Annotated in this window: 12 protein-coding genes; 8 read left to right on the top strand and 4 right to left on the bottom strand. The window is 66.3% G+C overall.

Annotation, left to right across the window (positions count from 1 at the left end; translation table 11 throughout):
• Positions 1-97 precede the first annotated feature (97 nt).
• Both xopAH and ACCQ01_RS22585 read left to right on the top strand, forming a co-directional pair.
• Positions 98-1,618: a XopAH/AvrB family type III secretion system effector gene (gene xopAH / locus ACCQ01_RS22590; RefSeq protein WP_228434139.1), complete on the top strand. Its 1,521-nt coding sequence runs from the start codon at positions 98-100 to the stop codon at positions 1,616-1,618.
• 403 nt (positions 1,619-2,021) lie between these two features.
• Complete coding sequence (locus ACCQ01_RS22585; protein WP_228434138.1) at positions 2,022-4,499, top strand: GH92 family glycosyl hydrolase; 2,478 nt, start codon at positions 2,022-2,024, stop codon at positions 4,497-4,499.
• Positions 4,500-4,972: 473 nt separating this feature from the next.
• On the opposite strand, the gene ACCQ01_RS22580 is transcribed toward ACCQ01_RS22585, so the two are convergent.
• From ACCQ01_RS22580 to ACCQ01_RS22565, 4 genes are all read right to left on the bottom strand, one after another.
• Complete coding sequence (locus ACCQ01_RS22580; protein WP_012439724.1) at positions 4,973-6,388, bottom strand: amino acid permease; 1,416 nt, start codon at positions 6,386-6,388, stop codon at positions 4,973-4,975.
• A 352-nt stretch (positions 6,389-6,740) separates the two neighbouring features.
• Positions 6,741-7,121, bottom strand: coding sequence for a hypothetical protein (locus tag ACCQ01_RS22575; protein ID WP_011039280.1), 381 nt, complete (start codon positions 7,119-7,121; stop codon positions 6,741-6,743).
• 391 nt (positions 7,122-7,512) lie between these two features.
• Positions 7,513-7,743 (bottom strand): hypothetical protein, encoded by a 231-nt coding sequence (locus tag ACCQ01_RS22570; protein WP_223648064.1) that lies wholly within the window; start codon positions 7,741-7,743, stop codon positions 7,513-7,515.
• A 103-nt stretch (positions 7,744-7,846) separates the two neighbouring features.
• Positions 7,847-8,767, bottom strand: a complete 921-nt coding sequence (locus tag ACCQ01_RS22565) for a LysR family transcriptional regulator (RefSeq protein WP_040942163.1) — start codon at positions 8,765-8,767, stop codon at positions 7,847-7,849.
• Between the two features lie 95 nt (positions 8,768-8,862).
• Between ACCQ01_RS22565 and ACCQ01_RS22560 the strand changes: the two genes are divergently transcribed.
• From ACCQ01_RS22560 to ACCQ01_RS22535, 6 genes are all read left to right on the top strand, one after another.
• A complete protein-coding gene (locus tag ACCQ01_RS22560; RefSeq protein WP_228434137.1) occupies positions 8,863-9,870 on the top strand; it encodes a zinc-binding alcohol dehydrogenase family protein in 1,008 nt (335 codons plus the stop codon).
• Positions 9,871-10,258: 388 nt separating this feature from the next.
• Positions 10,259-10,468, top strand: coding sequence for a hypothetical protein (locus tag ACCQ01_RS22555; protein WP_228434136.1), 210 nt, complete (start codon positions 10,259-10,261; stop codon positions 10,466-10,468).
• A gap of 84 nt (positions 10,469-10,552) precedes the next feature.
• On the top strand, positions 10,553-12,085 hold the full coding sequence (locus ACCQ01_RS22550; RefSeq protein WP_176748167.1) for a DNA recombination protein RmuC: 1,533 nt from the start codon (positions 10,553-10,555) through the stop codon (positions 12,083-12,085).
• Between the two features lie 655 nt (positions 12,086-12,740).
• Positions 12,741-13,118 (top strand): hypothetical protein, encoded by a 378-nt coding sequence (locus ACCQ01_RS22545; RefSeq protein ID WP_228434135.1) that lies wholly within the window; start codon positions 12,741-12,743, stop codon positions 13,116-13,118.
• 83 nt (positions 13,119-13,201) lie between these two features.
• Positions 13,202-13,747, top strand: coding sequence for a glutathione peroxidase (locus ACCQ01_RS22540; protein ID WP_115529556.1), 546 nt, complete (start codon positions 13,202-13,204; stop codon positions 13,745-13,747).
• 234 nt (positions 13,748-13,981) lie between these two features.
• Positions 13,982-14,335, top strand: coding sequence for a lysozyme inhibitor LprI family protein (locus ACCQ01_RS22535; RefSeq protein ID WP_323370344.1), 354 nt, complete (start codon positions 13,982-13,984; stop codon positions 14,333-14,335).
• Positions 14,336-14,358 lie beyond the last annotated feature (23 nt).

Below are 14,358 nucleotides of genomic sequence, written 5' to 3'. Positions count from 1 at the left end.
CTTGATGCGCATCACTTTCCCAGCCCTCGGTTGAATGCCAGTGGTTGTGCGCTATGTTCAGAACGACAGCTACCGTCGTCCTGCACTACCGGGTCTTATGAAGATCAACAAAGCGCCATCGCACAGCGGCATTGCCTCGTGCGATACACCGCAGTCGCCGGCACGCGGAGATGCGCCGCCGGCGCCGCCGACCGCCGGCGCCGGCGCCGGCGGCCCCCTGAGCGGCCTAAAAAGGAAGGTGAGAAAGGCGCTTCCCGGCATGCTTTGTTCCGGCGCGAAAGAAACCACGAACGGTTCCGAAGCTGCGAGTCATCAGGCAGTGACAATGCAGCCGGCAAATGCGACCTTGGCAGGTATCGAAACGGCACTGTCCAGACCGGGCGAAACAGTGACCGTGGACCTGCAGCGCCACCGTCCCTCACACGCGCTGACCCCAGAGCAACGGATCAGTTCGGATGTACAGGTGCGTCTGCTCTACGCCGAAGAGCAAGGCGCACGCAGGCTGCACATCGAGAGCAGTCTCTTCCATGAGCCGGGAACTCAATCCGTCACCACGCACGGCTCCAAACCGTTGCTAAAGGCGGCGGCATCGGCGGCGCTGGCGCCGAGTACGCAGGGCCTGGACCACATGTTCACCTGCGTATCGCCACCAATCCGCAATGCACTGCCAGGACCTGTCGCGGAGAGCAAACTTTCGCCTACACAGATCGCGTTGACCGGCGTGGCACGGTGGCCAGACCCACGCGTCAACCAAGAGTCGACACCAGAAAATCAACAGTATGGTCGCCGCTTTTGTTCCACGGCCCGGGAAGGCGGCGCACGCATCGCAAGCGGGCAGATCCAGACCTTCCGGCAACTGTGGGATTTCTCGGGCGCAGCGCGTCATAGCTGGGCCACCCAGCAAACAGCTCAGCCAGGTGGTCCCGGCAAACCAAAAGAAGGGGATGCTCAGCCATTTGCGGCTGGTTACCCACGGCAGACGAACGTCGCCACACCCCTCACAGCGCACTATACGTATCTGCGACAACGAGCGCGCCAGCTTCCGCTGGTTCGGCAAGCCAATGGCCTTGCTGCGGACGCTGGGCAGACGATGCCCGACGGGTTCATGGCGCATGACGTCTTCGAAATGGTGGGCGAATTAAATGGGGAGAAGATTCCGCTCACCCAGCTACGGCTGGCTGTGAATCCAGACGACTTTCACCATCCGCTCGCCCAACAGGGGCAGGCAGGACATCAAGGATCGGTTGAAGCCGGCGCTTTTCCGTTTTGCATCCAGCACACCCCTTTCGAACTGGTGCAGCCGATCATGAATCATGTCGAAAACTTGTTCGGCGAGCTGATTGCGCGACGCCACGATCCGGCCGAGCTGATGCCGGCGCTCGGTAACCTGCATTGGTGGATGGCACATGCGATGCCTGACCGGCGAGGAAGCGCCGCAAAGACCGAACTGGCCATCCGCGCCTTGGCAAACGCGCATGGGGTCGAACTGCCCCCATTCGCGCAGGGAAATGTGCCAGACCTGGAAGCCTTCGTTACCGATCGCGAAAGCTTCAATGCGCGTTACGCAAATTTGTTCGAACCGCCGGATCAACAAACGCCTGCATCCACGCGCGACTGACGCGCCGCCAGGAGTCGGCCGGAGTGGAAGTCGGTCCAAGAGAAGGGCAGGGCGTCATATCGTATGCCTTGCCCAATTCGTGCCATACCGCCGCGCCGCCTGGGCTACTCCTCGTCTGTTTGGCTGAATTCGAGGGCAATTAGGACGTGGCAATCCTCCGCCGCGTCGCCATCGGCGCGTGACCGGGCTGATCATCATTCCCGGCGCGTGTTCTGTACCGAGTGAGTGCGGCGTAGAGCGGTGCGTCCAGACAAGGCAATTGCTGCGCCTGACGCCATCCGGGGTTGTGGCATGAGTCGGTCTTCGCGCACGCTCGTACTGCGCTGATCGCCGCGTCTTGCGGCGACCGGTACGCGCGATCCCACCTGCGGCCTCGGCCGCGCGCTCCCCCCGAGGTGTCTGCATGCTCTTTGCCGTTGCGTCGTATCGCTCTTCGTTGCGTTCCCCAGCAACGCCGCGCTGGCGCCGCGCCGCCGCCGGCCTGTGCCTGCTCGGCATGGCGCTGTCCGCCCCGCTGGCCGCGCAGGACCCGGCGCAGGTCAACACCTTCATCGGCAGCAAGGACGACGGCAACACCTACCCGGGCGCCTCGGCCCCGTTTGGCCTGGTCCAGGTCAGCCCGATCGGCGCGCACTACGCCGGCTGGCGCTACGACGACCCCAGCATCCGCGGCTTCGGCCATTCGTTTCTGTCCGGGGCCGGTTGCTGGGAGCAGGGCGGCCAGGTCTCGGTGCTGCCGGTCACCGGCCGCATCGGCCCCGGTGGCGACTTCGATACCGGCGATGCAAAGGCCTTCGACCAGACCCGCTACGCCGCCCGCTACACGCATGATCGCGAGATCGGCCAGGCCGGCTACTACAAGGTGCGCCTGACCGACTACGGCGGCATCGACGCCGAAGCCACCGCGCTCACCCGCGCCGCCGCCGAGCGCTACAGCTTCGCCCCCGGCGCCGACACCGGCCATGTGCTGGTCAACCTGGGCCAGGCCAACGACCGCCACGTGGTGATCGGCAGTCAGCTGCAGGTGGTGGGTGACCGCGTGGTCGAAGGCAAACTGACCACGCAAAGCTTCTGCGGCGGCCACGAATACACCACCTGGTTCCGGCTGGAATTCGACCGCCCGTTTACCGCCCACGGGGTCTGGGGCGAAGACGGCGGCGTGCCCGATGCGCGCCACAGCATGGGCGGCGAACTCAAACCCAACGGCGCCTGGCTCAGCTTCCCGCTGGGCAAGGGCAAGGACGCACGTGCGGTGACCGTGGTCAGCGCCATCTCGCACGTGGACGCCGAAGGTGCACGCAACAACCTGCGCGCCGACGGCAGGCAGGGCGGCAAGCTGCTGGGCCTGGAGCAGATGCGCCAACGCGCGCAACAGGCCTGGCGCAAGCAACTGGTCAGCCTGCAGCTGGACGGCGCCAGCGTCGACGACCGCACCGTGGCCTACACCGCGCTGTATCACGCCCTGCTGCAGCCGCTGACCGGCAGCGACGCCGATGGCCGTTACCGCGGCTATGACAATGCCATCCATCGCGCCGACGGCTGGACCTACTACGAGTATTTCTCGCTGTGGGATACCTACCGCTCGCAAAACCAGTTACTCGCGTTGCTGCAACCCGAGCGCGCGCGCGACATCGGCCGCTCGCTGCTGGCCATCCATCAGCAGGGCGGCTGGTTACCGCGCTGGGGCTACGCCAACTTCGACACCAACATCATGACCGGCGACCCGGTCACCCCGTTCCTGGTCGACCTGTGGCGCTTCGGCGCGTTGCAAGGCAACGAGACCGAGGCCTATGCGGCGCTGCGCCAGAACGCCTTCGAGCAACCGCCCATCAACTCGCGCCACGCCGGCCGCTCCGGCAACGCCAGCTATCTGGCCAACGGCTTCGTGCAATACGACCGCGCCTTCCCCTCCAAGGGCATGGACGTGGACCCGCACCACGGCGGCTCGGCCACGCTGGAATACGCACTGGCCGATTGCGCGCTGGCGCAGATGGCGCAAGCGCTTGGCCACAGTGCGGACAGCGCGCAACTACGCAAACGCGGCGGCAACTGGCACACCGTCTGGGACGCCGGGGTGCGCGATGCCGACACCGGCTTCAGCGGGTTTCCGCGTCCCCGCCTGGAAGACGGAAGCTGGTACGCACCCTCGGACGATCGCTACAGCCCGCGCTCGCAACACGGCTTCCACGAAGGCACCGCCTGGCAATACCAGTGGCTGTTGCAGCAGGACATCCCCGGCATGCTGCAGGCCATGCACGGCAGCGAGCAGGCCGGCAAACGCCTGGACGCCTTCTTCGCCTACGACGACTTGCTGAAAGACCCGCTCAACGCCGCCCGCACGCACTGGGTGGTCGGCCCGTACAGCTATTACAACCAGTACCGCTACAACCCCAACAACGAACCGGACCTGCACGCCCCGTGGATGTACACGCTGATTGGCCAACCATGGAAGACCGCCACCGTGGTGCGCGCCGCGCAACAGTTGTTCACCAACGCACCCAACGGCGTCACCGGCAACGACGACCTCGGCACGATGTCGGCGTGGTACCTGTTCAGTGCCTTCGGCCTGTATCCGGCGGTGCCGGGCAGCGGCGAATTCCTGTTGCATGCGCCGCGCTTCAAGCGGGTCACGCTGGACCTGGGTAACGGCAAGCGCCTGCGCATCGACGCCCCCGGCGCCGATGGCCGCACGCTGCAGTACGTCGATGGCGTCCGCGTCAACGGCAAGCCGCAGCCGCAGGTATTCCTGGATTGGGCTCAACTGCAGCAAGGCGGCACGCTGTCGTTTGCGCTGACCAAGCAGCCGCCCACTCAGGGCTGGGGCACCCAAGCGGACGCATTGCCCACCTCGTTCTGCGCCACGCCTGCCGCCGCGCAGTGACCGCAAGCATCAGGCTGACGGATGAAAGCCCCTCTCCCTGCGGGAGAGGGGTGAGGGTACGGGGCAAAGCCACTGACTCACGCGCGCAGCAGACTTCCACCGCTAAACCTTCGCCATCGAGGATGCAGGGTTGAAGGCGCGTGGCGACGCGTTCCTCATCGCTGGTCGCCGGTGGATACCTGCGGCGCACCCTCATCCGCCCTACGGGCACCTTCTCCCGGTGGGAGAAGGGCACAGCTCACCTGCATTTGGCGGCGGAGTACTCATAGCAGCCGCGCAGCACAGCACTGCTACCGCCAAGACCTTCCCATCGATGATTCACTCTTGAAGGCGCGTGGCGACGCGTTCGTCATCGTTGGCACTGAAAGATATCTGAGGCGCCCCTCATCCGCCCTACGGAGACCTTCTCCCGGCGGGAGAAGTAAGAGCAGCTATCAAAACGACTGCTCGCTATGTTTTGTTAGCCGCTCTAACTACCCCACCTTCCCCAAGCGACTATTCCGCCGCCCGTAGGCCAGGTAGACCACCACGCCCAGCGCGTTCCACACCAGGAACCAGCCCTGCGTGGTGCTCGGCAGGCTCCAGAACAGATACAGGCAGCCCAGGATCGCCACTGGCCCCACGACCCAGGCCAGCGGCGTGCGGAACGCCCGCGCACGCGTGGGTTCGCGCACGCGCAACACCAGCAGACACGCCGCCACCGCCGTAAACGCCGCCAACGTACCGGCATTGGCCAACGCGGCAATTTCGTCCAGCCGCGCCACACCCGCCAACGCGGCCACCAGCACCGCGGTGAACAAGGTGATCGCCACCGGCGTGCCGGTGCGTGCGTTGACCTTGGACAAGCCGCGCGGCAACAGCCCGTCGCGCGACATCACAAAGAAGATCCTGCTCTGCCCGTACAGGAACGCCAGCAGCACCGTCGGCAGCGCGATGATCGCCACCGCGCCGATCACCAGCGCCGCCTTGCCATGGCCCAGTTCGCGCAGGATCAACGCCAACGGCTCCGGGCTCTTGCCGAACACGGTGAAGCTCATCGCACCCACCGCCGACAACGCCACCAGCACATAGATCAACGTGCAACCGATCATCGAACCGACGATGCCGATCGACAGATCGCGCCCCGGGTTCTTGGTCTCTTCTGCCGCAGTGGAGATCGCATCGAACCCGTAGAACGCGAAGAAGATGATCGCCGCCGCCGCCATCACGCCGCGCTCCACGCCATCCGGGCCCATCGCCTTGGAGAAGCCATATGGCATGAACGGCTGCAGGTTGGCGCTGTTGAACGCCGGCAGTGCGATCGCCACGAACACGCCCAGCGCAATGATCTTCAGCACCACCAGCACCGCGTTGAGCGTGGCGCTTTCCTTGGTGCCGGCCATCAGCATGCCGGCCACCAGGAAGGTGATCACCACCGCCGGCAGGTTCACGATGCCGCCGGCGTGCGGCCCGGCAATCAGTGCATGCGGCAGATTGACTCCCAACCACTGCAGGAACCCGACGAAATAGCCCGACCAGCCCACCGCCACGGTGCTCACCACCAGCGAATATTCCAGCACCAGGCTCCAGCCCACCACCCAGGCGATGCTCTCGCCCAGTGCGGTGTAGCTGTAGGTGTAGGCACTGCCGGCGGCCGGCATCATCGTGGCCATTTCCGCATACGCCAGCGCCGCGCAGGCGCACACGATGCCGGCGGCCACAAACGAGAGCAGCACCGCCGGGCCGGCCTTGTCGGCGCCCACGCCGATCAGCGTGTAGATGCCGGTGCCGACGATCGCGCCGATGCCCAGTGCGATCAGGTGCGGCCAGCTCAGGCTGCGCACCAGCTGCCGCCCGGCCTCGTGCACGGTGACCTGATCGATGGATTTGCGCCTGAGCCAAGACGACATGGGGACCTCGCAGGAACCAAAAGAATTCCCGAGTGTCGCCCAACGCGGCGCAGCAAAGCTATCGGTCCAAGGTCACGCGACGCCCGGCGCAGGCTGTGGCAGCGCGGAGTTAGGTAGATCGACGCGCTGGAAACGCAGCCGCTGGTGGCGATGCAGATGCGCGTGAGGCGTTGCGGCGTGACCAGCGCTGGCGCGTCATCGGTGGTGCGAGCTATCTGGCGACGGATGGCGGCGGCCGTTCCCACGGCATGCTCTGCCGACGCGGGTGATCGCCATCAACAGTGACGACCGGATTGGTTGGTGATGCGCGCGCTGCAAGACACCGGCCAACAGTGGCGAGGGTCGGTCGCCCTCAATCGATCGACGGACGATGCGGCGGACGTGCGCGCCGATACAGCAACTGCACCGCCCACGCACTGGCCAGGCCGATCGCGCCGGCGGCAAAGTGGCTCCAGTCGAGCACGCGTGGCGCCGCGCCATTGGCATCGTGGCCCCAGAAGTTGAACCACAGCAGCACGATCGCAGTGACGATCATGCCCAGCCAGAACCACAGCCGCGTCGCGCCGATGGCATAGATCAGGAACGGCAGCGCCGCACCGATCAGGAAATGCACCGGGAAGAAATACGCCGTGCCGTACGGCCGCATCAGGTACCAGATGATCGCCCCAAACAGCCCCAAAAAGGCGAATAGGCCCAGGGCAAGCAAACGGGTTTGGGTCTTGACGGTGGTCATCAGGCAGCCTCGCAGGTGAGAACGTCAGCCTACCGGCGCCCAGGTCACGTTGAGGTCAATGCGCGTGCGCCTGCATGTTGCGCCTTCGCAGCATTGCTTCGGGCCGCTTGTGTAACTGCGATGCAGTCGGCGCTGCATGTGCCCAAAAAACAGGCGGTTGCGTCATCAAGCACCATCGCGCTGGTGGCCGGTTGATGCGTCATTGAAATCGTTGGCCAATCCCAATGGGATGCAGGTTGTTGTGTACTGCCGATGCGATGGACCCGCAAACATCGCGATGGCGGCGGTGTCGTACGTGTTGCGATGTGACACTGCTGTCGCGTTGCCGCGCGATGTTGCCACGTGCGTAACGATGCGAGATGGCAATGTGCATGACACGCGTCGAACCGCGTTACGGCTCGAGTTTGCCGGCGTAATGCTCGCGCACATGCTGGCTGATGTAGGTACTCAGTCCGCGTCCGTCCGCGGCCAGGCGTTGCATGGTGGCGATCGCCTCGGGGCCGGCGCTGGCCTCGGTGTACACGTACGTTTCGCCACTGCGAAATTGCACCGCGATCGCGCCGGTGGTGATCGCATAGGCCACCACGCCGGAGTCGCCATCGCGGTTGCCGTAGCGCTGCAGCGAGGGAGTACGGCGCGTGACCATGCACACAGGCTAGGGCGACCACGGTGAGGATGCCTTCAACGGACGCGGCCGCGTGCGCCGCTGTGCGCGCGGTGGTGGCTCAGCTCGCCGGCAGACCTGGCAACAGCGCGGTCAATACCTGGCAGCGCTGCGCGAAGTCTGCATGCAGCTGACGGATGGCGGGCGAGAACTGCTTGCGATGCGGGCACACCAGCTGCAATGGCAGCCGGTCGCCGTAGGCCGGCAGCAGCACTTCCAGGCGCCCGGCCTGCACATCGGCGCAAACATCCAGCCACGACTTGTAGGCGATGCCTTCGCCCGCCACCGCCCAGCGCCGCACGACGTCGGCGTCGTCGCACAGCATCGCCCCACGCACCGGCACGGTCTGGCGGCGGCCATCACCTTCGAACTGCCAGCGGTCGTACGGGCGCCCGGCCAGCACGTACAGCAGACAGGCGTGCTCGCGCAGTGCCTCCAGCGTGCTTGGCCGCCCATGCCGGTGCAGATAATCCGGTGCGGCCACCAGCACGCGGCGGTTGTCCGGCGCCAGCGGCAGTGCCACGTGGTCGGCGTCGTCGATGCGCCCCAGCCGGAACGCCACATCCACCGGCGCGCGGTACAGGTCGGCCACCTGGTCGGACAAGTGCAGGCGCAGCGTCAGCCGTGGATGCGCGGCGCGGAACGCGGTCAGCCATGGCAGCAGCACGTTGCGGCCCAGGTCCGACGGCGCGGTCACCTGCAGCAGCCCGTGCAGCGCCTGGTCGCCGCCGCGCACCTGCTCGCGGCCATCGCGCAGCAACTCCAGCACCTGGCGCGCGTACGGCAGGTACTGCTCGCCCTCGGCGGTGAGCCGCAGGCTGCGGGTGGAGCGTGCAAACAGGCGCAGGTCCAGCGCCCGTTCCAGCCGGGCCACAGCAGCACTGGCCTGGCCCGGCAACAGGTCGGCCTCGCGCGCGGCACTGGAAAAACTGCCCAGCGCCGCGGTGCGCACGAACAGCGCCAGATCATCGAACCGGACCATCTTCTCTCCAACAGTGAAACTGCTTGCGCAGTTTGCCGGTTTTTCCGGAAATGGCGATGGCGCACGCTGCAGCTCCTTGCCCCACAGCCACCGCCATGAAAGCCATCGCCTACCCGCAGCACGGCCTGCCCATCGACGACCCGCGCGCGCTGGTTGCGCTCGACCTGCCACTGCCCACGCCCGGCCCGCGCGATCTGCGCGTGCGCATCCACGCCATTTCGGTCAACCCGGTCGACACCAAGGTGCGCGCCACGGCGCCGGTAGAGGCGCCGCGCGTGCTGGGCTGGGACGCCAGCGGCGTGGTGGACGCGGTCGGTGACGAGGTGACCCTGTTCCAGCCGGGCGATGCGGTGTACTACGCCGGCGCGTTGACCCGCCCCGGCACCAATGCCGAATACCACCTGGTGGACGAGCGCCTGGTCGGCCGCAAGCCCACCACGCTCGACGACGCGTCCGCCGCCGCGTTACCGCTGACTGCCATTACTGCCTGGGAACTGCTATTCGACCGGCTCGGCATTGCCGAAGGCGGCGGCGCAGGCCAGACCCTGCTGGTGGTCGGCGCGGCCGGCGGGGTCGGCTCGATCCTGGTGCAACTGGCGCGCGCGCTGACCCAGCTTACCGTGGTGGGCACCGCCTCGCGCCCGCAGACGCAGGACTGGGTCTACGCGCTCGGCGCCCACCATGTGATCGACCACACCGAGCCGCTGGCGGCCGGCCTGCAGCGCATCGGCATCGCCCAGGTGCAACATGTGGCCAGCCTCACCCATACCGACCAGCACTTCGCGCAGTTGGTCGAGGTGCTCGCCCCGCAAGGCCAGCTGGCGCTGATCGACGACCCCGCCACGCTCGATGCGCTGCCGCTCAAGCGCAAGAGCCTGTCGCTGCACTGGGAGCTGATGTTCACCCGCTCGCTGTTCGCCACCGATGACATGATCGCCCAGCACCACCTGCTCAACCGCGTCGCCGCGCTGGTGGAGTCCGGCGTACTGCGCACCACGCTGGGCGAGCACTACGGCCGCATCACCGTGGACAACCTGCGCCGCGCGCACGCCGCGCTGGAATCGCATCGCACCCGCGGCAAGCTGGTACTGGAAGGATTCTGAGCGAGTGGTGGTGGCTGCACGGGGCGTTGATGTTTCACCGGCTCGCTGTTCGCCACCGATAACACGATCGCCCCGTATCACGTGCTCAACCGTGTCGCTGGGCTGGTGGAGTCCGGCGTGCTGCGCACGACGCTGGGCGAGCACGACGGCCGCATCACCGTGGACAACCTGCGCTGCGCACGCCGCGCTGGAATCCCACCGCACCGCGGCAAGCCGGTTCTGAGGGGATTTTGAGCGAGCGTTAGTGGTGATGGCGGTGGCCGCTGCGGGATGTGGCGCTACAGCGCGTCTCGCGTTCGCGCGGGATGCAGGGCGGGCACCAGCTCGGCGGCGGCGGCGGCGCTGCGGTGACGAGGCCTGGATCGCGAGTAATGGCACGCGATGTTGGATGGCGCATCGGTCTGTGCGCGGTGTTGCGATCAATCCCGCTAAGGAGCGACTGCGCCTGGCCGACGGCCGCGCAGTCGGTCGTTGCAGTGCGGCGCAGGTCGCAGTGCACCGCCAGCCGCGCGCCACGCAATTCACCCCGAACCAGCACGTGCGCCCTCCCGACCATCAGGCAGCCACCGTGCCGACCCTGCAGCTGGCCACCCACTGACGCAGCTGCTGCGACCGGCACCGCTACACTGCGCGCATGTCATCCGAATCCCTCATCCTCATCGGGCTGCTGTGCGCAGTCTTCGTGCTGCAGCTGGCCATGCTGCTGCGGCGCTCTTCCACCACCGGGCTGGAGCAGGCGCTGCGCGCCGAACAACGCGACGGCCGCGGCGAACTACGCGAACAACTCGAAGGCCTGGCGCGGCAGCAGGATGGCCGCCTGGAGACCTTTGCGCGCAATCTCACCGAGCTCTCCACCCGCACCGACCAGCGCCTGGACCTGCTGCGCGACGCGCTCGGCGAAGATGCCCGCAAGGCACGCGAAGAAAGTACCCAGGCGCAGCTGCGCACCGGCGAGCTGCTCACCGGGCGCCTGACTGAATTGCGCACCCAGCTCGATGGCTTCGGCCAGCAGCAAGAAGCCCGCATCCACGTGTTCGGGCAGCAACTCACCGAGCTGATCGCACGCACCGACACCCACATGGCCGCGCTGCGTGAAGCGCTCGCCGAGGACGCGCGCAAGGGCCGCGCCGAAGCGGGCGAGTCGCAGCAGCGCTTCACCGAAGCGCTGGGCCAACGCCTGACCGAGCTGACCCAGCGCAACGAACTGCGCATCGGCGAGATGCGCGCCACGCTCGAGCAACAGCTGGCCAGCCTGCAGAGCGACAACGCCAGCAAGCTGGAACTGATGCGCGCCACCGTCGACGAGAAACTGCAGACCACCCTCAACACGCGCCTGGACGCCTCCTTCAAGCTAGTGTCCGAGCGGCTGGAGCAGGTGCAGCGCGGCCTGGGCGAAATGCAGCAGCTGGCCACCGGCGTGGGCGACCTCAAGCGCGTGCTCACCAACGTCAAGGACCGCGGCGGCTGGGGCGAAGTGCAGCTGGAGAACATACTGGAGCAGACGCTGACGATGGAGCAATACGCGCGTAGCGTACGGGTCAAGCCCGACAGCGCAGAAGCAGTAGATTTCGCGATCCGCCTACCAGGGCGCGGCGACGACACGGTGGTGTGGCTGCCGGTCGATGCCAAGTTCCCGCGCGAGGACTACGAACGCCTGATCGACGCGCAGGAAAAAGGCGACCTCGACGCAATCAAGAGCTCGACCGCGCAGCTGGAACGCGCCATCCGCATCCAGGCCAAATCCATCAGCGACAAGTACGTCTGCCCGCCGCACACCACCGACTTCGCAGTGATGTTCCTGCCCACCGAAGGCCTGTACGCCGAAGTGATCCGCCGTGCCGGGCTGGTCGACCTGCTGCAGCGCGAACATCGCGTGGTGCTGGCCGGGCCGACCACCTTTACCGCCCTGCTCAACAGCCTGCAGATGGGCTTCCGGACCCTGGCGATCGAAAAGCGCTCCAGCGAGGTCTGGCAGGTGCTGGGCGCGGTGAAGAGCGAGTTCGGCAAGTTCGCCGGCATTCTCGAAAAGGCCGAGCGGCAGATCACCACGGTCGGCAAGAGCCTGGGCGAAGCCAGCCGCAAGACCCGCACCATCGAGCGCCGCCTGCGTGGCGTGGAAACCCTGGCCGGCGAGCAATCGCAGGCGCTGCTCGACGACGCCGGCAACGACGACACCAGCAGCAGTGACGACGAGGCCGGTGACGAGCAGGAATGAGTGTGGCGTGCAGCGTGCCAGTGCGGAAGAGGGCCAGTGCAGATGGTTCGTTCGCGCGACCAACGGTGAGCCGGCCACACCGTAACCAGCGCGGGCAAGCCACTCACCGCACAGCCGCACCCGGCGCATCGAACCGCCTTCTGTAGGAGCGCCCTCGGGCGCGACGAGGCCTTCCCGGTAACGCCCCATCGCGCCCAAGGGCGCTCCTACACGGCCGAAGCCATCTGGTAGCCGCCGTGCATTTGGTAGTGATCCACCCCGCTGCAAATCGACGCACACGCCACGTGATCGACAAGCTCTCACCTCGCAACCGATCTCACGTAGGAGCGCCCTCGGGCGCGATGAGGCCTTCCCGATAACGCCGCATCGCGCCCAAGGGCGCTCCTAAACGGCCAACGCCATCTCACAGCCGTCGCGGGTTTAGTCGTGATCCACCCCGCTATAAATCGACGCACAGGCCTGTGATCGGCAAGCTCTCACCTCGCAACCGATCTCCCGTAGGAGCGCCCTCGGGCGCGATGAAGCTTTCCCGATAACACCCCCTCACGCCCAGCTACGCCCCAACGCCGCAGCCGCAGACACCGCCCACCCCGAGCACGCCACGCAGACACACCAGCCGCGATGCTTGCCTCACCTTGTTCAAGAAGAAGCCCGCATGTCGAGCCGATGGATGTACACGACACTGTCCGCACTGCTGCTGGCCGCCTGCAGCAATACGCCCACCACGCAACCGTCCCAGGCGGCTGGTGTGACGCCTGCACCATCAACATCCACAGACGCTGCCGCCTGCACCGCCAAAGGCGGGCAGATGCGTCCGGTAGGCCGCATGCAGACGCCGCGGTGTGTGGTGCCCTACGCCGATGCCGGCAAGACCTGCACCGACAATTCGGATTGCAGCGGTGACTGCCTGGCCACCAGCATCGTGCCCACCGGCACCGCCACCCGCGGCACCTGCCAGCGCGACAGCGATCGCTTCGGCTGCCGCCAGGAAGTGGTCGGCGGCATGGGTCAGGCAGCGCTGTGCATCGATTGATCCGCTGACCTCGGCGCACCGGGTGCAGCGCTCGCGCTCGCCCGGCGGTTATGCTCTGGAGCTTCCTCCAACAGGACGCACCGATGAGCCAGAGCATCCACGACATTCCCGTGACCGACATCAACGGTGGCGCCACCAGCCTGGCCGCGCATCGCGGCAAGGTGCTGCTGGTGGTCAACGTCGCCTCCAAGTGCGGGCTGACTCCCCAGTACGAAGGCCTGGAAGCGCTGTACCGCGACAAGCAGGCCCAGGGCCTGGAAGTGCTGGGTTTCCCGGCCAACGACTTCAATGGGCAGGAGCCCGGCAGCGAGGCGGAGATCGCCCAGTTCTGCCAGCTCACCTATGACGTCACCTTCCCGCTGTTCTCCAAGATCGCCGTCACCGGCGCCGAGATCCATCCGTTGTACCAGGCGCTGACCAGCGCACAACCGCAGGCCACCGGCGATGGCCCGATGCGCGAAAAGCTGGCCGGCTACGGCATCGCCGCCAACCCGGCACCGGGCGTGCTGTGGAACTTCGAAAAATTCCTGATCGGCCGCGATGGCCAGGTCATCGAACGCTTCGCACCCGACGTCGCCGCCGATGACGCCCGCCTGCGTCAGGCCGTGGATGCGGCGTTGGCGCACTAACCGGCGTTGCTTGGACAAAGACATATTGCGACTCGTCATCCAGTCAGCCACCTGTTCGATTTCGGTCGAACAGGGCGCTGCCACGCGGGCGGTCTCAGCATCTGCAGTCCACGTTGACTGACCGTGCAGACGTAGAGAAGAGCAATGCGCGAAAGCCAAAGAGACACCGTGAGGCACCTACTTCCACTCCTGAGCCTTCTTTGGTGCGTTTCAGCACATGCATCTGATCTATGTGTGGGCCTGGCGACAACTGCGCAGAGCAATGCTTGCTGGACCAAAGAGGTTGCGCAGTCGCAGGCACACCTCGACGACTATCTGCAGGCGGCACGCACAAGGGCGCTGACAGATTTCGGTCTGTCAGCCGATGCGTTCGATGCAGCGCAAGCTGCCTGGCGTACTTACAGCGAAAGGCAATGCGGCAATGTGCGTGTGTTGTGGGGCACCGCATCGGTCGCGCTGGCGAAAGCGGCGAGCTGTCGCGTCGATCTCAACGATCAGCGCACCCATGATCTATGGGAGAGCTACCTCGCCTACGCTGATCGCACTCCTTCCGTCATGCCCGAACCGGCGCTGCGGTCCGGTAAATAACAGTGCCATCGGACGAACGCCTG

Source organism: Xanthomonas sp. NCPPB 4037 (genome assembly GCF_041475695.2).
In the GTDB taxonomy this organism is placed as follows: domain Bacteria; phylum Pseudomonadota; class Gammaproteobacteria; order Xanthomonadales; family Xanthomonadaceae; genus Xanthomonas; species Xanthomonas campestris.
This window is presented reverse-complemented; position numbering and strand designations above follow the sequence as displayed.

What these genes read in the sequence shown, in the direction of transcription:
- ACCQ01_RS22560 (WP_228434137.1), top strand. Translation starts at nt 8,863, where the DNA reads ATGAAAGCCATCGCCTACCCGCAGCACGGCCTGCCCATCGACGACCCG.
- ACCQ01_RS22555 (WP_228434136.1), top strand. Translation starts at nt 10,259, where the DNA reads ATGGCGCATCGGTCTGTGCGCGGTGTTGCGATCAATCCCGCTAAGGAG.
- ACCQ01_RS22575 (WP_011039280.1), bottom strand. Translation starts at nt 7,121, where the DNA reads ATGACCACCGTCAAGACCCAAACCCGTTTGCTTGCCCTGGGCCTATTC.
- ACCQ01_RS22585 (WP_228434138.1), top strand. Translation starts at nt 2,022, where the DNA reads ATGCTCTTTGCCGTTGCGTCGTATCGCTCTTCGTTGCGTTCCCCAGCA.
- ACCQ01_RS22540 (WP_115529556.1), top strand. Translation starts at nt 13,202, where the DNA reads ATGAGCCAGAGCATCCACGACATTCCCGTGACCGACATCAACGGTGGC.
- ACCQ01_RS22545 (WP_228434135.1), top strand. Translation starts at nt 12,741, where the DNA reads ATGTCGAGCCGATGGATGTACACGACACTGTCCGCACTGCTGCTGGCC.
- ACCQ01_RS22565 (WP_040942163.1), bottom strand. Translation starts at nt 8,767, where the DNA reads ATGGTCCGGTTCGATGATCTGGCGCTGTTCGTGCGCACCGCGGCGCTG.
- ACCQ01_RS22580 (WP_012439724.1), bottom strand. Translation starts at nt 6,388, where the DNA reads ATGTCGTCTTGGCTCAGGCGCAAATCCATCGATCAGGTCACCGTGCAC.
- xopAH (WP_228434139.1), top strand. Translation starts at nt 98, where the DNA reads ATGAAGATCAACAAAGCGCCATCGCACAGCGGCATTGCCTCGTGCGAT.